General features: G+C 67.5%; 17 protein-coding genes and 2 riboswitches. Of the genes, 2 read left to right on the forward strand and 15 right to left on the reverse strand.

Annotated features, from left to right (window positions below):
• Window positions 1-105: 105 nt before the first annotated feature.
• The 8 genes from cobF to cbiE are packed head-to-tail and all read right to left on the reverse strand — an operon-like array spanning window position 106 to window position 7,129.
• Complete coding sequence (gene cobF, locus ACVJNE_RS15305) at window positions 106-873, reverse strand: precorrin-6A synthase (deacetylating) (protein ID WP_499566891.1); 768 nt, start codon at window positions 871-873, stop codon at window positions 106-108.
• Window positions 874-877: 4 nt separating this feature from the next.
• Window positions 878-1,894, reverse strand: a complete 1,017-nt coding sequence (gene cobT / locus ACVJNE_RS15310) for a nicotinate-nucleotide--dimethylbenzimidazole phosphoribosyltransferase (protein WP_499566893.1) — start codon at window positions 1,892-1,894, stop codon at window positions 878-880.
• Between the two features lie 10 nt (window positions 1,895-1,904).
• A complete protein-coding gene (cobS, locus tag ACVJNE_RS15315; RefSeq protein WP_499566895.1) occupies window positions 1,905-2,675 on the reverse strand; it encodes an adenosylcobinamide-GDP ribazoletransferase in 771 nt (256 codons plus the stop codon).
• A 3-nt stretch (window positions 2,676-2,678) separates the two neighbouring features.
• Window positions 2,679-3,989, reverse strand: coding sequence for a cobyrinic acid a,c-diamide synthase CobB (locus ACVJNE_RS15320; RefSeq protein ID WP_499566897.1), 1,311 nt, complete (start codon window positions 3,987-3,989; stop codon window positions 2,679-2,681).
• Window positions 3,986-4,765, reverse strand: coding sequence for a uroporphyrinogen-III C-methyltransferase (gene cobA / locus ACVJNE_RS15325; RefSeq protein ID WP_499566899.1), 780 nt, complete (start codon window positions 4,763-4,765; stop codon window positions 3,986-3,988). Before cobA ends, ACVJNE_RS15320 begins: the two co-directional genes overlap by 4 nt.
• Window positions 4,762-5,526 (reverse strand): precorrin-4 C(11)-methyltransferase, encoded by a 765-nt coding sequence (gene cobM / locus ACVJNE_RS15330; RefSeq protein ID WP_499566901.1) that lies wholly within the window; start codon window positions 5,524-5,526, stop codon window positions 4,762-4,764. Before cobM ends, cobA begins: the two co-directional genes overlap by 4 nt.
• Entirely contained in the window at window positions 5,523-5,906 is a 384-nt protein-coding gene (locus ACVJNE_RS15335) for a cobalamin biosynthesis protein (protein WP_499566902.1), read from the reverse strand. Before ACVJNE_RS15335 ends, cobM begins: the two co-directional genes overlap by 4 nt.
• Window positions 5,891-7,129 (reverse strand): precorrin-6y C5,15-methyltransferase (decarboxylating) subunit CbiE, encoded by a 1,239-nt coding sequence (cbiE, locus tag ACVJNE_RS15340; protein ID WP_499566904.1) that lies wholly within the window; start codon window positions 7,127-7,129, stop codon window positions 5,891-5,893. The genes ACVJNE_RS15335 and cbiE overlap by 16 nt, the downstream gene beginning before the upstream one ends.
• On the opposite strand from cbiE, the gene ACVJNE_RS15345 reads away from it, so the two are divergent.
• The gene (locus ACVJNE_RS15345; RefSeq protein WP_499566905.1) at window positions 7,128-7,898 is read left to right on the forward strand and encodes a cobalt-precorrin-6A reductase; all 771 of its coding nucleotides are present in this window, start codon (window positions 7,128-7,130) and stop codon (window positions 7,896-7,898) included. The two genes, cbiE and ACVJNE_RS15345, sit on opposite strands and share 2 nt — an antisense overlap.
• Here ACVJNE_RS15345 and ACVJNE_RS15350 read toward each other — a convergent pair.
• The 7 genes from ACVJNE_RS15350 to ACVJNE_RS15380 are packed head-to-tail and all read right to left on the reverse strand — an operon-like array spanning window position 7,865 to window position 15,996.
• Window positions 7,865-8,641, reverse strand: a complete 777-nt coding sequence (locus ACVJNE_RS15350) for a precorrin-3B C(17)-methyltransferase (RefSeq protein ID WP_499566907.1) — start codon at window positions 8,639-8,641, stop codon at window positions 7,865-7,867. The genes ACVJNE_RS15345 and ACVJNE_RS15350 overlap by 34 nt on opposite strands.
• Entirely contained in the window at window positions 8,638-9,363 is a 726-nt protein-coding gene (locus ACVJNE_RS15355; RefSeq protein WP_499566909.1) for a precorrin-2 C(20)-methyltransferase, read from the reverse strand. The genes ACVJNE_RS15350 and ACVJNE_RS15355 overlap by 4 nt, the downstream gene beginning before the upstream one ends.
• Entirely contained in the window at window positions 9,360-9,995 is a 636-nt protein-coding gene (locus tag ACVJNE_RS15360; RefSeq protein WP_499566910.1) for a precorrin-8X methylmutase, read from the reverse strand. The genes ACVJNE_RS15355 and ACVJNE_RS15360 overlap by 4 nt, the downstream gene beginning before the upstream one ends.
• On the reverse strand, window positions 9,992-11,179 hold the full coding sequence (cobG, locus tag ACVJNE_RS15365; RefSeq protein WP_499566912.1) for a precorrin-3B synthase: 1,188 nt from the start codon (window positions 11,177-11,179) through the stop codon (window positions 9,992-9,994). The genes ACVJNE_RS15360 and cobG overlap by 4 nt, the downstream gene beginning before the upstream one ends.
• Window positions 11,176-14,517 (reverse strand): cobaltochelatase subunit CobN, encoded by a 3,342-nt coding sequence (cobN, locus tag ACVJNE_RS15370; RefSeq protein ID WP_499566914.1) that lies wholly within the window; start codon window positions 14,515-14,517, stop codon window positions 11,176-11,178. The genes cobG and cobN overlap by 4 nt, the downstream gene beginning before the upstream one ends.
• 4 nt (window positions 14,518-14,521) lie before the next feature.
• Window positions 14,522-15,559 (reverse strand): cobalamin biosynthesis protein CobW, encoded by a 1,038-nt coding sequence (cobW, locus tag ACVJNE_RS15375; protein WP_499566916.1) that lies wholly within the window; start codon window positions 15,557-15,559, stop codon window positions 14,522-14,524.
• The gene (locus ACVJNE_RS15380) at window positions 15,556-15,996 is read right to left on the reverse strand and encodes a DUF1636 family protein (RefSeq protein ID WP_499566918.1); all 441 of its coding nucleotides are present in this window, start codon (window positions 15,994-15,996) and stop codon (window positions 15,556-15,558) included. The genes cobW and ACVJNE_RS15380 overlap by 4 nt, the downstream gene beginning before the upstream one ends.
• Window positions 15,997-16,033: 37 nt before the next feature.
• A riboswitch (cobalamin riboswitch) is annotated at window positions 16,034-16,234 on the reverse strand.
• A 60-nt stretch (window positions 16,235-16,294) separates the two neighbouring features.
• A riboswitch (cobalamin riboswitch) is annotated at window positions 16,295-16,491 on the forward strand.
• Window positions 16,492-16,522: 31 nt separating this feature from the next.
• Here ACVJNE_RS15380 and ACVJNE_RS15385 point away from each other — a divergent pair.
• The gene (locus tag ACVJNE_RS15385; protein WP_499566920.1) at window positions 16,523-16,699 is read left to right on the forward strand and encodes a CbtB domain-containing protein; all 177 of its coding nucleotides are present in this window, start codon (window positions 16,523-16,525) and stop codon (window positions 16,697-16,699) included.
• Window positions 16,700-16,702 lie beyond the last annotated feature (3 nt).

The following is a 16,702-nucleotide window of genomic DNA, read 5'->3' on the forward strand; positions in this document are numbered from 1 at the left end:
ATTTGCGGCCCATTTATGTTTGCCGGCACATTGTGCCGGCGGGTGAGCGCGTCGCACGTGTTCCGGGCCACGATACCAGTCACTCAGACTGAATGAACACCGACGTCAGCTCGACAGGTTGCCCGACCTTTTCCGCAACAGATAGGTATCCATGATCCAGCCGTGCCGTTCACGCGCCTCGGCGCGGGTTGCCCTGATTTTTTCGGCCACCTCGGCCAGCGGTCCAGAAATGGCAATCTCGTCTTTAGAGCCGAGATAGGCTCCCCACCAGATTTCGAAGCGGTCCATCTCGAGTTTGCCGAACGACAGGCCGCCGTCCAGCATGACGAGAACGCTCTCGGCGTCATCCGGGAAGCCGTGTTGAGCCAGCCGCCTGCCGGTGGTGATGTGGACGCTGCCCGCGACCTCGTTCACCGGGATTGCGTGGCTCGCTGCCAGCGCCTGGATGCTCGAAATGCCCGGAATGACTTCGATCCTGCAGGGCGGGTCGTCGCGCAAGCGCTCCAGGATGCGCAGCGTGCTGTCGTAGAACGCCGGGTCGCCCCACACCAGAAAGGCGGCCTTGCCGTCGACTGCCGTGTGTCGCTCCAGCAGGGCCCTGTAGGTGTCCGCGATGGCTTGATGCCACTCGTCGACAGCCTCTCGATAGGGCATGCTGTCGTCACGTGCGGGCAGGTCGAACTCGATCAATCTCGTGCCCGGATCGGTCAGGTAGCGCCGGCATATCTCCAGCCGCAGCTCCGCGAGCTCGGCCTTCTCTTCGCCCTTGCGCGGCACCAGCACGATGTCGGCGCGGTTCAGCGCGCCGATCGCCTGCATCGTCATATGCTCCGGGTTACCGGTGCCGATGCCGATGACGAGCAGGGTTCGCATACCGTCAGCCTTCCGAGACGCCGGCTTCGGCAAAGGTGGCCATGCCGGCGTGGCAGGCCAGCGCTCCCCGCAGCACGTTGATGGCCAGGCAGGCACCGGAGGCTTCGCCGAGGCGCATGCCAAGGTCGAGCAGCGGTGCGAGCTCCAGATGCGCCAGCAGCTTTTTGTGCTGGGCTTCGGCCGAGACGTGGCCGGCCAGCGCATGCGCAAGGCCGTTGTCTGACAGTCGGGCGAGGGGGGCTGCCGCGGCCGTAGCCACGAAACCGTCGAGGAGGACTGGAACGCGGTTGAGGCGTGCTGCCAGCGTAGCGCCGAAGATCGCCGCCAGTTCCCGGCCGCCGACGCGCCGCAGCGTCTCCAGCGGATCGGCAAGTGCTTTGCCGTGCAGCGCGAGCGCGGCGTCGACTGTCTCGGCCTTGCGGGCAAGCCCGCCATCGTCGACGCCGGTGCCGCGTCCCACCCAGTCGTTGCCCGTGCCGCCGAACAGTGCCGCCGCGACGGCAGCCGCTGCAGTCGTGTTGCCGATGCCCATCTCGCCCACGCAGATCAACCCGGCATCGGCCGGCACTGCCGCCATGCCGGCACAAACCGCGGTGACGAACTCGTTGTCGCTCATCGCCGGAGCCTTGGTGAAGTCAGCCGTGGGCCTATCGATTTCCAGCGGCGTCACCTTCAGCGATGCGCCTGCCTGTTTCGCGAGTTGATTGATCGCTGCTCCGCCTGCGGCGAAGTTGGCGACCATCTGCGCGGTCACTTCCGCCGGGAAGGCCGAGACGCCGCGCGCGGTCATGCCGTGCGAGCCGGCGAAGACGAGGACGGAGACCGGATCGAGAACCGGCACCGTTTGTCCTCGCCATCGAGCGATGAACGTCGCCAGTTCCTCAAGTCGGCCAAGGCTGCCAGGGGGCTTCGTGAGCACACCTTGTCGTTCGGCTGCGGCCTGCGCGGCGGCTTCGTCGCCGCCGGGCAGGGTGTCCACGAGGGAACGTATGGCGTCGATCCTGTCGGGAAGCTCTGTCATTTGGTCTCCGTCAGATGAGAATGGTCACTGCGGTCGCCAGTACCGCGATCTCACAGCCTTGCTGAAGCGTGCCCAGCACGTCGCCGGTCTGGCCCCCGATCTGCCTCCTCGCCAACTGTTCCAGCCCGAGCGAGAGGGCAATCACAAGCAGGGCAGACACAAGCGCGAATGCAAATCCGCCCGGCAGCAGCAGCGCGAAGCCGATTGCAGCGGCGTACAGGGCGGGTTGACTTGTGACGCGGCCGGCACCGGCCGACAATCCGTCCGGCCGCGCAGGCTGCACGCGGGCCATGAAGGCGGGAATCGCCGCTCGCGAAGCGGCATGCGCGCCGACGAGTACGGCGATCATCGTGAACGTGCCGGATGCCGCCAGCATGGCGAGCGCCGACCAGCGCATGAGCAGGGACAATACCAGGGCGATCAACCCGTAGCTGCCGACGCGGCTGTCCTTCATGATCTCGAGCTTGCGCTCCCTCGTCTGCCCGCCGCCGAACCCGTCCGCGACGTCCGCCAAGCCATCCTCGTGCAGCGCCCCGGTCAGCAGTGCGCCTGCCGCCAGCGCCAATGCAGCGGCCAGCGGTGCAGGCACGCCCAGCGCATGAGAAAGCCCGAGCGTAGCGCCAACCATTAGGCCGACCACCACTCCGGCAACTGGTGCCGCCCACTGCGCGGCGGCAAAATCGCGTGCGCCGGGATCAGGGATCGGCAGGCGGGTGTAGAAACCGACGCAGCAGGCGATATCGGCCAGTAGCGCTTTCGGATCGGGCGTGGATGAGGCCATGGCTCAGTGGCCCGCGATGGCGTGGAAAAAAGCCCCGGTGACGAGGCCGCGCCTGCCACCCGAAGCGCCGAGCGCGTTGCCTGCGGCATCGAACAGTTCGGCCAGCGGCTCATCATTGCCGGGTTCGACGACGCGCGAGTAATGGAATTCGTGGCCGCGCAGCTCCGCGCCGGCTGTCGCGACCGGGCAGTCGGCGATGAGATGGGCGCGGCGATAGCCCAGGTTGATCTTGCGCTTGGCGAAGCTGGTGACATGACCTAGCAGGCCCGCCATTTCGTGCATCACGCCGTCGGCGTCCTCCAGTGCTGCGCCGAGAACCATGTAGCCGCCGCATTCGCCATGGATAGGGCGGTTGCGGGCGAAGGCTGCCAGTCCCGTCTTGAAACCCGCCGCAGCCGCGAGCCTGCCTGCGTGCAGCTCGGGATAGCCGCCCGGCAGCCAGCAGACATCGCAGGATAGGTCCGGTGTCTCGTCCGCCAATGGCGAAAAGGGCACGAACTCGGCGCCAGCAGAGCGCCACTGGCGCGCAAGGTGCGGGTAGACGAAACTGAACGCCGCATCGTCGGCGATCGCGATCCTCTGACCCGGCGGCGGCAGCGCCGGCGCGCCTATATCGCTCGCTGCGATGGGACCGGCGCATGCGATGACGGCTTCGAGGTCGATGGACTGCTCCATGACATCGGCCAGGCGTTCGATGAAGGCTTCCAGCGCTTGATGCTCGCGCGCCTGCACGAGGCCCAGATGGCGTTCGGGCATGGCCATGTCGGGGTTGCGCCGGATCGCGCCGACGACCGGGATGTTGCGCTCTTCGATCGCCGCTCGCGCCTGCGTCTCGTGCCGCTCGCTGGCGACCTGGTTGAGCACCACACCGCCGATGCGTACCGCCGGGTCGAAGCTGGCAAAGCCGTGGGCGATGGCTGCCGCTGTCTGTGACTGCCCCGACACGTCAAGCACGAGCAGCACCGGCAGCCCGAAGCGTCTCGCGAGATCCGCAGCGGAGCCGGTGCGGCCGTCTTCGCCCCGCACCCCATCGAAAAGCCCCATGGCGCTTTCGGCGATCAGAATGTCCGCCCCGTTGGCCTGCCGCGCCAGCAGCGACTCAAGCAGCGGCGGATCCATCGCCCAGCTATCCAGGTTTACGCCCGGCCGCGCCGTCGCCGCTGCATGAAAACCCGGATCGATATAGTCAGGCCCGGATTTGGCGCCCGCCACGCCAAGCCCGCGCCGCTGCAATGCCCGCATCAGCCCGACCGCGACACTGGTTTTGCCGGATCCGGATCGGGCCGCGCCAACGATGAGACCGCGTGCGCTCATCGGCCAAGTCTTTCGCGAATGGCGACAATGTCGCCGATGATCACCAGCCCCGGTGACGCCAGGCCGACCTGAGCCGCGCGCGCGGCGATCGTGCCGAGTTCGGCGACGACGATCCGCTCGCTGGCCGTCGTGGCGGATACGATGGCTGCCGCGGGTGTTTCCGGCGCGGTTCCGCCGGCCATCAGCGCGTCGGCGATGCGCCCCAACCGGCTCATGCCCATATAGACGACGATCGGCTGACCGGTCGCGGCCAGCGCCGCCCAGTCGAGATCGTCGTCCTCGCCGGCGAGATGGCCAGTCGCCAGTATGATCGCTGTGTTGGTGCCGCGCATCGTGGCCGGTATGGATGCGGCCGCCAGCGCGCCGAAGGCCGCCGTTATGCCGGGCAGGAAGCGGAACGCCATGCCGGCCTCGGCGAGCGCCAGCGCTTCCTCGCCGCCACGTCCGAACAGGTTCGGGTCGCCGCCCTTGAGGCGCAGCACCCGCTTGCCCGATCTGGCCAGCGAAACCAGCAGCGCGTTGATTTCAGACTGTGGCGTCGATGGCTGGCCGCCGCGCTTACCGACGAAATGCAGCTCGGCGTCTTGTGCGGCCTCCAGTATCGCCGGTTCGACGAGCGCGTCGTAAACGACCGCATCGGCGCACGAAAGCGCGTGCAGAACCTCCAGCGTCAGACAGCCGACGCCGCCCGGTCCTGCGCCTGCGAGCCAGACGTCGCCTGGTGCAAAGGCCGGCCCCGCGAAGTCGAGCCGCTCGATGGCCGTTGCGAGGCTCATAAACCCTCCCGTCCGCGAAAGCGGCGCTGGTAGGCGGCGTCATAAAGCGCGCTTTCGCGAAATCCTGCCGCAGCAAGCCCGCGGCCCACGAAAACGATCGCCGTGCGGTCGATGGGGTTCTCTGCAAGCAGGGCTTCGATTGTCGCCAGCGTCCCGGTGATAACGCGCTCATCGGGCCATGTTGCCCTCGCAACCACCGCAACGGGGCAATCCGCACCGTACACCGGCGTCAGCTCCGCCACGATCCTGTCCAGCGCATGGACCGCCAGATGAATGGCCATCGTTGCCTGCGTGCGCCCGAACGCCGCCAGCGTCTCGCCTTCGGGCATCACGGATGCGCGGCCGGATACCCGCGTCAGAACGAGGCTCTGCGCCACCTCCGGTATGGTCAGTTCGCGACCTAGCGCGGCTGCCGCTGCTGCAAAGGCGGGAACGCCGGGTGTGAGCGTATAGGGTATGCCAAGCCGGTCGAGCCTGCGCATCTGCTCGGCCACCGCGCTCCAGATCGAAAGGTCGCCGGAATGCAGCCGCGCCACATCGTGGCCGGCAGCGTGCGCGGCCACATACTCGGCCTCGATCTCGTCCAGCGACATCGGTGCGGTGTCGACGATGCGAGCCTCCGGCGGACAGTAGGTCAGCAATTCCATGGGCACGACCGAGCCCGCATAGAGGCAGACGGGGCAGGCAGCCAGCAGATCGCGCCCGCGAACGGTGATCAGGTCTGCCGCCCCCGGTCCCGCTCCGATGAAATGAACGGTCATGGCCGGCGCTCCGTACTGGCCAGCGCGCATGTCGCGCCGCCGGCGGCAATGCGGGGGCCGAGCAGATATGCGCCTTCGCCGGCCGCAGCAAGTGCGGCCGCCTCTGATGCCGAGCCCGTGCCAGTCGCGGCCAGCGAATGCGAAGATTGCGTAAGTGTCGGCTTACCGATGGCGGCTGAGACGATCACGTCGACACCGAGCGTTCGCGCTGCCGCACCGATTGCCGGTTCATTCTGTTTCTGCGGTAGCACCGACAATGCCCCCAGGGCGGCCCGGCTCAGGCCATGAGCGCCGAGTGCGGCGTCGACCGCGGCGAGCACACCGGTTTCTGCGGCGCCTTTTCTGCATCCTATGCCGGCGACGATCATGGCTTCGTCCATATCCACTGCGTCACCGGCATCGCCGGGCGCCAGCCGGTCATGCTGCCGACCGGCGATGCTCGCGACAGCGCGATGCGGATCAGGTCGCCGCCTAGCCGCGCGTGCAGACCGGCAAGCACGGTCTCCGTCTCCACCGTCACGGCGTTCGCCACCAGCCGGCCACCCGGCTTCAGCGCTTCGATGGCTGCTTCCGCCACGCCATCGTCGGCACCGCCGCCGCCGATGAAGATCGCGTCCGGGACAGTGAGGTCGGCGAGGGCGGCAGGCGCGGAGCCCTCGATCACCGAAAGCTCCGGCACGCCGAGGGTGTCGGCATTGAGGCGAATGCGTTGCGCGCGATCCGCGTGCTGCTCGATGGCGACTGCGCGCATGGAGGGATGTTTCAGCATCCACGTTATCGCAATCGAGCCGGATCCGGCTCCGACATCCCACAGCAACTCCCCGCGGCGCGGCGCCAGGGCGGAGAGCGTCAATGCGCGGATCTCGCGTTTGGTGATCTGCCCGTCATGCTCGAAGGGGTCGTCGCCGATGCCCGCGAGTGGCAGGATCGATGCGCCGTCGTCGGCGACCACCGCGATGCCGAGCACATTGAGCGGTCCGAATTGCCGATCGCCTGTTTCGCTGGCCTTCATATCGGTCCGCTGCTCGTTCGGGCCGCCCATGGCTTCCAGTACGCAGACACTTGATGCACCGAAGCCCAGCTCCGTTATCATTCGCGCAATGGCCGCCGGTGCGGCACCGTCCGAAGTCAGCGCGAGAATGCGCGTTGCGGGATGCAGCAGCGGTCGCAGGTGCTCGATCAGCCGGCCGTGCAGGGAAATGGTCGCGACGTCCTGCAGCGGCCAGCCGAGGCGTGCGGCAGCGAGGCTGAAGGCAGAGGGAGCGGGAAAGACCGTATATTCCGAAGGATGCAGCTCACGCGCCAGCGTTGCGCCCACACCGTGGCGAAACGGGTCGCCGGAAGCCAGCACACAGACTTTCTGACCTACTAGGTCAAGCACGGCGGTAACATCGAACGGGGAGGGCCATTGCCGCTTTTCCCCGGCGATCAGCGGTGCGGCCAGTTCGATGTGCCGTGCCCCACCGAACACGAATGCAGCTTCAGCGATTGCAGCACGCGCCGCCTCGCCGAGCCCGGCTAGTCCATCCTCGCCTATTCCGACGATGCTCAGCCAGGGTTTTGCGGTTGCGCGTGCGGCGCTGTCTTCTCTAGATGGCGTCATGGCCATCCCGCATGTTCTCATCCTCGGCGGCACCAGCGAGGCACGCGTGCTTGCCCGACGCCTTGTCGCGCGCGGCGATATGCGCGTGACGCTGTCGCTCGCCGGTCGAACGGAAAACCCGCTGCCGCAGGCCGGTGCCGTGCGCGTCGGCGGCTTCGGCGGCGCGCAGGGGTTGGCGCAGTGGCTGCGGGCAGGGCAGGTCGAAGTGCTCGTCGATGCCACCCATCCGTTCGCAACACGCATCACCGGCAATGCCGTTGAGGCGTCGCGTGCGGCCGCCGTGCCGCTCGTGCGGCTGGAGCGAGCGCCGTGGGAGCCGCACCCCGGCGACGACTGGGTCGGCGCCCGGGACATCGATCACGCGGTGTCTCTGCTTGGCGAAGCGCCGCTTACCGTGTTTCTCGCCATCGGACGGCAGGAGGCCGGATGCTTCGCGGCCAGCCCGCAACACCGCTACATCGTGCGAAGCGTCGAGCCGGTGGACACGGCCGAGCGGATCACCGGCGCGCATTACATCCTCGATCGCGGCCCCTTTGCGGAAGCCGACGAACACGCGCTTTTGCACGCGCATGGCGTCGAGATCGTCGTCACCAAGAACAGCGGCGGCGAGGCCACCTACGGCAAGATCGCGGCTGCGCGCCAGCTTGGCCTGCCGGTCGTCATGGTCTCTAGGCCGCAGCCGCCGGTCGGGGATGTCGCAGCGACCGTGGACGAAGCCATCATGCGCATATGTAGTCATGCTGACCTGCCGGTCGATCGCGGCGAATAAACGAGGGGCGGCAATCCACTACGCGGGACCGTTCTCGTTTCGAGCGAGCCGACAATGACGCAGGTCGCCATGTCGGCGAGCGCGCCCTCGGCACCCGCCAGATCGGTCAACGTCATTTTCTCGTCAGCCCTGCCGGCTGCGCGGCCGAATACAACCGGTACGGTCTCGGGCAACTCCTCTCGCAGGATCGAAAACGCCTTGTCGAGCTGCCAAGGTCTTGCGCGGCTGACCGGATTGTAGATCGCGATCACGAAGCCGGCCGAAGCCGCCGCGCGCAGGCGCTGTTCAATCGTTTCCCACGGCTTGAGATTGTCGGACAGTGACAGCGCGCAGAAATCATGGCCGAGCGGTGCGCCGACACTGGCTGCCACGGCAAGCATCGCGGTCACGCCCGGCACGATCGAAATTTCCAGTTCCCGCCAGGCTTCCGGCCCTGCCTCGATGGCCTCGCACACGGCTGCTGCCATGGCAAAGACTCCGGCATCGCCGCCGGAAACCACGGCTACCTGGCGGCCGCTTGCCGCCAGTTCGAGTGCCGCCGAAGCACGTGCAATTTCTTCCCGGTTGTCGGAGCGGTGTGCAGTCTGGCCCGGCAGCAGCGCGATGCGGTCGAGATAGGGACCGTAGCCGAAAAGGTCGCTGGATGCTTCGATCGCCGCGTGAGCTTCGGGCGTGAGCTGACGCGGACTGCCCGGCCCAAGCCCTACCACCGTCAGCCGGCCTGTGGTCGTTTGCTCATTCATCGTCGCCCGCTCCATCCCGGCACGAGCACGATGGAAAAGTAGGGAGCCGCATCGTCCGGCCGTTCGGACAGCCGGGCAAACGTCATTTCTGCCATCGTGGCGCGCTCGACATAGATTGCCTCGTCGAGCCTGCCGGCGATGTCGAGCGCGCGACGGATACGCGGCAGGTTGCGCCCGACCTTCATGATGACGCACGCCTCGGAAGCCGAAAGGCGCCGTGCGAGCTCATCGTCAGGCAGGGTACCGGGCAGCACGCATAGGACGTCGTCGCCCTGGGCGATGGGCGCGCCAACCGCCGACCAGGCGCCGGACATGGCCGTGACGCCCGGAATCACCTCGGTCGGAAAACGGTTCGCAAGGCGCACGTGGAGGTGCATGTAGGAGCCGTAGAAAAGAGGATCGCCCTCGCTCAGCACGGCAACGCTGCGGCCGGCTTCCAGATGTGCGGCAACCGAGGCTGCGGCGTCCTCGTAGAACGTGCCGATCGCAGAGCCGTAAGCGTCGTCGCTGCGCGCGATCTCGGTGGTGACCGGGTAGAGTAGCGGCAGTTCCAACACGCCCAGGCGCAGGTGCCCCGCCACTATGCGGCGCGCATTGCTGGAATTGCCGCGCTTGGCGAAATGGGCGATCACGTCGGCCTCCGCCAGCGCGCGCACAGCCTTCAAGGTTAGCAGTTCCGGATCGCCTGGGCCGGTCCCGACGCCAATCAGTTTTCCCGTCACAGTCCCGGCCTCGCGAGTGCGTTGATCGCAGCGGCCGTCATCGCGCTGCCGCCCAGCCGTCCGCGCACGATGGCAAACGGCACGCCGTGGCTGCCTTCGGCCAGTGCGTCCTTGGATTCGGCAGCACCGACGAAGCCGACCGGCATGCCGATGATCGCAGCGGGTTTCGGCGCGCCGGCCGACAGCATGTCGAGTAGATGAAACAGTGCCGTCGGCGCATTGCCGATCGCGACGACGGCGCCGGCGAGGTGGCCGCGCCAGAGCTCAAGCGCAGCAGCCGAGCGCGTATTGCCCATGCTTGCGGCGAGTTCGGCCGTGCGTGGATCGCGCAGCGTACAGATCACGGCATTGTCGGCCGGCAGGCGGGCACGGGTGACGCCATGGGCCACCATTTCGGCATCACACAGGATCGGCGCGCCGCCCATGAGGGCTTTGCGCCCGTCAGACACGAAATCCGGCGAGAAATGAAAGGCTTCGGCCGCCTCGACCAGCCCGCAGGCATGGATCATGCGAATGGCGACGTCTGCCTGATCGGCGCTGAAACGCGACAGGTCGGCCTCGGCACGGATGATGGCGAAGGATTTTTCGTAGATCGCAGTTCCATCGCGTATGTAGTCGTTCGCTGCCGTCATGCACTCCGTCTCCGCGCCGCAGCGCCATGGCTTTCGGCGATGCGCTTAAGCCGCGCGCGCATGGCGTCGTCCTTCGTTTCAATTTCGTAGCCTTGCGCCCCGCCGATCAGGGTCGCGGCCGCCCGTCGCGGGTTGGCGCACTGCTTGGCACAGCCGGAAAGATGAACGATCCCGCTTCCATCCGGTATCTCCATTGCCAGGGCAGCGGCGATCGCCTTGGTAGCCAGATGAGCGGAGGCACACGCTGGCGCCCCGGCGCAGGTCACGATGCGCAGCCTGGGATCGCTCGCTTCGGTCACGAGACCAAGCCGGGTGGCGGTCTCGACCAGCGTGTGTTCTTCGGCCTCAGACATGTTCAGCACCAGCAGTCCACGGCCGGGCGCAAGCCGGAAGACCGTTTCCGATTCCGCCGCTTGTGCAAGGGTTCTGAGGCTGCTCGCATCGATCTGGCCGAAAGCCAGCGCAATGCCGCGTGCCATCCTGCCGTCGCGCAGTGGAAAGCGCCCGACCGGCAGCGTCGCTTGCGCCGGGGCTCTTTGCGGGGCGGGTTTCAGGCTGGCGGAAACCGCGCTGATCGCGGCGTCGTCCAGGTCGCGACCGCGCGCGCCGGGGCCGCGTTCCGACAGGTGGTCGAGCACGAAGAGCGCCGCATCGACAGCCGCGTCCGGCCCACCGGTGCCGACCACCGTGCGGCCTGCTTCCACCAGCCACTCGCGTGCCGAGATGGCGCGGAGCCGCACATCCGCAACAAGTTCATGGAGAGGCAGGGCGCCGCCGCCATCGACCACCACCGACAGCTTGGGCGCGAGCCGGTCGGCAAGCGGCAGTGCCCGTTTTCGGATCGCCCCGGCGAGCGGGCGGGGGTCTGCGATCTCCGCGGTGTCGAGTCCGGCCAAGGCTCCCGTCCGCACCTCTATGCCTGGGTGAACCGCGATGCCCAACTCCGCAACCGCATCTGCAAGGACGTTTGCCGAAGCGCGCGTCAGTCCCCTGATCTGCAGGTTGCCGCGAGCGGAGATTTCAAGCTGGCCGTTTCCGAACGCTTGGGCTGCATCCGCCACACCGGCAAGCTGGTCTCCTGTCAGCGCGCCGTCGGCGGGGTTGAGCCGCGCAAGCAGGCCGTCGCCCGTCTGCATAGGCGCGGAAAGGGAGGGGCAGGCGCCCCGGCGCAGGTCCGGGCTCATGCGGCCTGCTCCAGCGCCTGCGCCTCGGCGATGAGCGCGGCCAGATCCTCGTCGACCGAATTGCGCAGCGGGTGCCAGAGCCCACGCCGACGTGCCGCCGCGAACCGCTCCGCGATGGCGCGGGCGGCCGCCGGGTTCTGGTCGAGCAGGAAGGCGCGCACCGCCGGGTCGCCGAGATAGGCGTCGTGCACATCTTCCAGCAGGTTGCTGGGGATCGCTTCCGCCGTTTCGGCAAAACCCACCAGACGGTCCACCGTCTCGGCAAATTCCGCACCGCCACGTGGGCCGTGGCGCATCTGGCCAGCGATGAAGCGCGAATTGAGCGCGCGGGCGCGGACGGTACGCGTCACGGCGGAAACGACCGAGCGGGCGCGCGGCCGCGCCGGATCGGTGACGTCGAGCATGACGATGTCGGCCTTGCCGCCGAGTGCGGCAACCGCCGCCGCGAAGCCGCCGACAAAGGCGACGTCCGCAGACCCTTCGAGTATGTCGCGACCGGGGTCGTCGCTGACATGCACGAGCAGGTCGGCGCCCGCGATACGGTCCGCGAACGCACCGGGCACAGCCAAGCCCTCGCCATCCGCGCCGCCATAGGCATGGGTGGTCGCTTCGAGATAGGCGCGGCCAAGTTCCGCCCGCTCGTCCCATGCGCCGCTTGCGAGCTTCTCCTCGATGCCGGAGCCATAGGTACCGGGTGCGGACCCAAAGATTCGAACGGGCCGCGCATCACCAACGTGGCGGCCAGCGGCCAGCGGGTTCTCCGGAGCGGCCTCGTCGCGCGCGGCGACGGCCGCGACCGCTGCGTCGATCAATGCGATCTGGGTCGGGAACATGTCGCGGAACAGGCCGGAAATACGCCAGGTCACGTCGACGCGGGGGCGCCCGATAGCGGCAGGCGGCAGCACCTCGATACCGGTGACGCGCCCGGTCGCATGGTCCCATTGCGGGCGGCAGCCCATCAGCGCCAGCCCCTGCGCGATTTCCTCGCCGCCGGTACGCAGGGAGGCCGAGCCCCACAGATCGATCACCATCGCGCGCGGATAGTCGCCGTGGTCCTGCATATAGCCGCGCACGACCTCTTTTGCCGCCGCCTCGCCGAGCGCTGCGGCGGTCGGCGTCGGCAGCGTGCGTGGATCGGCCGTGAACAGATTGCGCCCGGTCGGAAACACATCGGTGCGGCCGCGCGCCGGCGCACCCGAGGGGCCTGCGGCAATGCGCCGGCCATCGAGTGCGACGAGCAGCGCTTTTCGCTCCGCTTCGGCGCTGGCCTTGCGCACCGTGTCAGTTTCCCCGTCCGGGCTGCGGCCATAGATGTGCAACCCGTCCTTGACCGCGAAGTCCTTGAGATCGCACAGCCACGCATCGATCTGCAGCAATGCCTCGTCGGGGTTGTCGGTCGAAACGCTTGCATCGCGGGCCAGGCCGGTTTCGGCCGCGGTCTCCATGATCAGCTTCGCCAGCCGGTCGCGCCGCCGCCGGTCGAGCCCGTCGGCCTGTGCGTACTCGTCGACCAGCCGCTCCAGCGCCTGCTGCTCTTGCGTCAAGCCCGCGCCGACCAGTGCCGGCGTCAGGTGGCCGAGCGTGACTGCTGCGATGCGCCGCTTGGCCTGTGCGGCCTCGCCGGGATTGCTGACGATAAAGGGGTAGATGACCGGCAGTGCGCCGGCGACGATCTCGGGGAAGCAGCCGCTCGACAGCGCGACCGTCTTGCCGGGCAACCACTCGAGCGTGCCATGCGCACCCACATGCACCAATGCGTGGCAGCCAAGCGCTTGGCGCAGCCAGACGCCGAATGCAACGAGCGCATGGCGCGGCGGAAGGGCCGGATCGTGATAGTCGACGCGCCTGTCGGCGGAACGGCCGCGATCGGGTGCAAGCGCGACGGTGATATTGCCGAACCGGGCCGCGCGGAAGCGGAACCTGCCTTCGGCTGCATCGTCGGCAGGGTCGCCCCAGGCCGCCTGCAGCGCTTGGACGGATTCCAGCGGTAGGTCGGAAAGGGCGTTGCGATAGACATCAAGCGCAAGTGCGTCGCTTTCGCGCTCAAGCAGCCGCATGAGTTCGCGCGCCGAATCTGGAATCTTCTCAACCGAATAGCCGGCGTTCTTCAGGTCGCGCAGTATCTCCAGCACGCTTTGCGGCACATCGAGGCCGACGGCATAACCGGTACGGCCGGCCGCAGCCGGATAGTCGGGAACGAGGATCGCCACGCGGCGCTCGGCGGGCGGCGTCGCTTGCAGACTGAGGAAAGCCTCGATGCGGGCGGCCACCTGCTCGACCCGGTCGAGCTCCGGCCGGTTGACCGTAGGTCTCAACGCCAGTTGGGCGTCTGGTTCCGCCGTGTGCTTGAAGGAGATTGCGCCGGCCATCAGCCGGCCGTCGAGTTCCGGCAGGACCACGTGCATCGCAAGGTCTGCCGGCGCCAGCCCGCGCTGGCCTTCCGCCCAGGCGTCCCGCCTCGTCGTGGCAATGGCTACCTGAAACACCGGAAGGCCGATGTCGTCGAAGATGTTCTGCTCGCCGGGTTCGGCACCGGTGGCGAAAGCCGTCGCGGTGACCAGCAGCGGCGGCGCGAAACGCTTCACCACGTCCTTGAGCAGAGCTCGCGCCGCGTCGTCGCGCAGGCTGGCAACGAAGACAGGCAGGGCACGGATGCCGCGTGCCTCAAGTGCACTCGCCAGCGCGTCGATGGGCGCGACGTCGTCCGCCAGCAGCATCGATCGATAGAACAGCAGCGGCACGACGGGCCTGCCATCCGGTTCGATCCGTTCGGGAGCAACGACACCTTCGCCAGGCAGATAGTAACCAGCTTTTGCGATAGAGGCCGCCGTTGCCGCCTCGACCTCGTGGCCGGCCAGCCGCGCCATATGGCGCAGCGCCAGGGCGAGATTGGCCGGCCCGCCCTCGCGGAAACAGGCCAGCAGGGCATCATACTCGACGTCCGGGATCGTCGAGAGCCCAGCCAGCCGCTCGTCGCGCTCGCGGCATTCACCCGGCAGCAGCGCAAGCGCGATGCCGTTTCGCCGCGCGGTTTCCGCCAGTCTGTCGCAGCCATAGCGCCAGTAGTCGTGGCCGCCGAGGAGGCGCACCACCACGACCTTCGCCGTCCCGCCCGCGCCATCGAGCCAGAGGTCGACGGACATCGGATGCCGCAGGTCGCGCAGGGCCGCCAGCCGTAGCGAAGGCAACGCGCCGTCGGCGGCCTTCCACGCCCGTGAAAGCGCGGCAAGATCGCTGTCGGAGAAGGAGAGCGCGATCATCTCCGCTGGCTGCATGGCCAGATCGACGGGGTCGATCAGGTCGTCCAGCGAGGCGGAAGATGTCGCGAGGATGTGCATCGTCTCAGGCGGCCAGCAGCCGCTCCACGGCGGCGCGGTCGAGCCCCTTCAGGCCGATCACGACGAGCCGTGTCGCCTTCTCTTCGCCGGCTTCCCAGGCGCGGTCGTAGTGATGCGACACGCGCGGGCCGACCGCCTGCACCAGAAGGCGCATGGGCTTGCCCTCGACATGGGCGAACCCCTTCAGGCGCAGGACGTTCTCAGCCTCAGCAGCGCTTGCCACCTTGCGGGCAAGCTCCTCGGGGCTTGCGATCGCCGGAAGGTCGATGACGAAGGAGTCGAAATCGTCGTGCTCGTGATCTTCCTCGTCATCGTGGTGCGTCTTGCGGTTCTCGATGTCGTTTTCGACGGCGAGGCCGAGGCCGAGCACGGCGCCTGCATCGATGCGGCCGTTTGCGACGGCTACGATCTTGACCGCGCGCGGCAGATGCTCGGCCACCGCTGCTTCGGCCCGGCGTCTGGCGGCATCGTCCAGCAAGTCGCTCTTGGACAGCACGATCAGGTCTGCGCAGGCGACCTGATCCTCGAAGACTTCCTCTACCGGGTCTTCGTGGTCGATCGATTCGTCCGCTGCCCGCTGCTGTTCGAGCGCGTCGCGGTCGCCCGTCACCTCGCCCGCGGCAAGCGCGGGTCCGTCGACCACTGCAACCACGCTGTCCACCGTCACGCGGTTGCGCACGGCAGGCCACTGGAAGGCCTGCACCAGCGGCTTGGGCAGGGCGAGGCCCGACGTCTCGATCAGGATATGGTCGACCTGCGTGCCGCGCGACAGGATCTTGTCCAGAGCCGGCACGAAATCGTCGGCGACGGTGCAGCATATGCAGCCATTGGCCAGTTCGACGATGTCCTCCTCGGAGCAGTTCTCGACGCCGCAGCCGCGCAGGATTTCGCCATCGATGCCGACATCGCCGAACTCGTTGACGATGACGGCGAGTTTCCTGCCGCCGGCATTCTCTATCAGGTTGCGGATGAGCGTGGTCTTGCCGGCGCCGAGAAAGCCGGTGACGACGGTGCAGGGGATGCGCTGGACGGACGTGTTCATTTGAGATCCTGAAGGTTGGCTGCGGTGGGGACGCGGGCGATGAGGCCGCGCTTGAGCGCTTCCGGCCGACTGCGGAACGGCATGAAACCATCGGATGAGCCGGCAAAGAGCTCCGCGCCCGCAACGAGGTCTGCGGCGTTGTCGGTGTCGAGTTCGCCGAAGATGTAGCTCCACGAGCCGGCGCGCAGCACGGCGGCGCTCAGGCCTCGCTTGCAGTTGCCGAGGCAGGCGACCTGCCTGACGTCGACCGTGCTGCCTGCTGCGGCCTCGCGGGTGGCGTCGGCCAGCGCCGATCCGGGTCGTGGAAAGGTTTCGGCCGGCGTGCCTGGATAGCGGCAGGAACTGCAGACGATTATGGTAACCGCGGACGCGGTCTCGCTATCTGGCGAAGAGGCATCGAGGTCCGGCTTCAACTCGCCGGAAATTATGTCCGTCACATTGCGCTCCTTGCCCGGGAACACCCGCCGGGCGGTCAGGATTGGGTCTGCGACGGCAGGTCTCCTGGCTCACGGATCGCTGCTCCTGCCGCCTTCCCGAAGCACCCGCTTCAGTGGCATTCGACAGGAACTATCCGTCTACAGTTGCGGGGACAGCTACGGATTTGCCCGAAAGCGCACCGTATTCCCTCTTAGCCTGTCACCTCGCGGCGACAGGACCGTCGGCGTCCATTTAGGTCGCCCGAGGTAAGGCTGTCAACGCGGCTCGATTGAAGGTTGCGGCAGCCGATGATTGCGCTATGGTGAAAGCGTCGTCGGTTTCCGCAAGGGACCAGAGGGAATGCGGTGAGGGCCAACAGCGCCCGATTCCGCGGCTGCCCCCGCAACTGTAAGCGGAGAGCCTTTCCCCAAAAGCCACTGGAGCATTCGCTTCGGGAAGGCGGGGAAGGGCTGTGACCCGCGAGCCAGGAGACCTGCCGCTGACTATCGCAACACGTTCCCTCGGGTGGAGGGGAAAGGACGAATCATGGCTACTTCATCTGGCGCTATCGGTGCCGCTTCTTCTCAATCGCGCCTCTTGCAGCTCTCGCTCGCAGGTTTTCTGGGCCTGTTCATCACCGGCTTCGTGGGCTTTTCCCATATCGAAGTGATGCACAATGCCGGCCACGACTACCGCCATTCGATGGCATTTCCCTGCCACTGATAC

The organism is Mesorhizobium sp. DxT, from assembly GCF_058448885.1.

Bases quoted from the DNA above. Each gene is read 5' to 3' on its own strand.
- cobT (WP_499566893.1), bottom strand. From the start codon at position 1,894: ATGACAGAGCTTCCCGACAGGATCGACGCCATACGTTCCCTCGTGGAC.
- ACVJNE_RS15385 (WP_499566920.1), top strand. From the start codon at position 16,523: ATGGCTACTTCATCTGGCGCTATCGGTGCCGCTTCTTCTCAATCGCGC.
- cobM (WP_499566901.1), bottom strand. From the start codon at position 5,526: ATGACCGTTCATTTCATCGGAGCGGGACCGGGGGCGGCAGACCTGATC.
- cobG (WP_499566912.1), bottom strand. From the start codon at position 11,179: ATGAGCCCGGACCTGCGCCGGGGCGCCTGCCCCTCCCTTTCCGCGCCT.
- ACVJNE_RS15360 (WP_499566910.1), bottom strand. From the start codon at position 9,995: ATGACGGCAGCGAACGACTACATACGCGATGGAACTGCGATCTACGAA.
- cobN (WP_499566914.1), bottom strand. From the start codon at position 14,517: ATGCACATCCTCGCGACATCTTCCGCCTCGCTGGACGACCTGATCGAC.
- ACVJNE_RS15345 (WP_499566905.1), top strand. From the start codon at position 7,128: ATGGCCATCCCGCATGTTCTCATCCTCGGCGGCACCAGCGAGGCACGC.
- cobW (WP_499566916.1), bottom strand. From the start codon at position 15,559: ATGAACACGTCCGTCCAGCGCATCCCCTGCACCGTCGTCACCGGCTTT.
- ACVJNE_RS15335 (WP_499566902.1), bottom strand. From the start codon at position 5,906: ATGGACGAAGCCATGATCGTCGCCGGCATAGGATGCAGAAAAGGCGCC.
- cobA (WP_499566899.1), bottom strand. From the start codon at position 4,765: ATGAGCCTCGCAACGGCCATCGAGCGGCTCGACTTCGCGGGGCCGGCC.
- ACVJNE_RS15350 (WP_499566907.1), bottom strand. From the start codon at position 8,641: ATGAATGAGCAAACGACCACAGGCCGGCTGACGGTGGTAGGGCTTGGG.
- cbiE (WP_499566904.1), bottom strand. From the start codon at position 7,129: ATGACGCCATCTAGAGAAGACAGCGCCGCACGCGCAACCGCAAAACCC.
- cobS (WP_499566895.1), bottom strand. From the start codon at position 2,675: ATGGCCTCATCCACGCCCGATCCGAAAGCGCTACTGGCCGATATCGCC.
- ACVJNE_RS15320 (WP_499566897.1), bottom strand. From the start codon at position 3,989: ATGAGCGCACGCGGTCTCATCGTTGGCGCGGCCCGATCCGGATCCGGC.
- cobF (WP_499566891.1), bottom strand. From the start codon at position 873: ATGCGAACCCTGCTCGTCATCGGCATCGGCACCGGTAACCCGGAGCAT.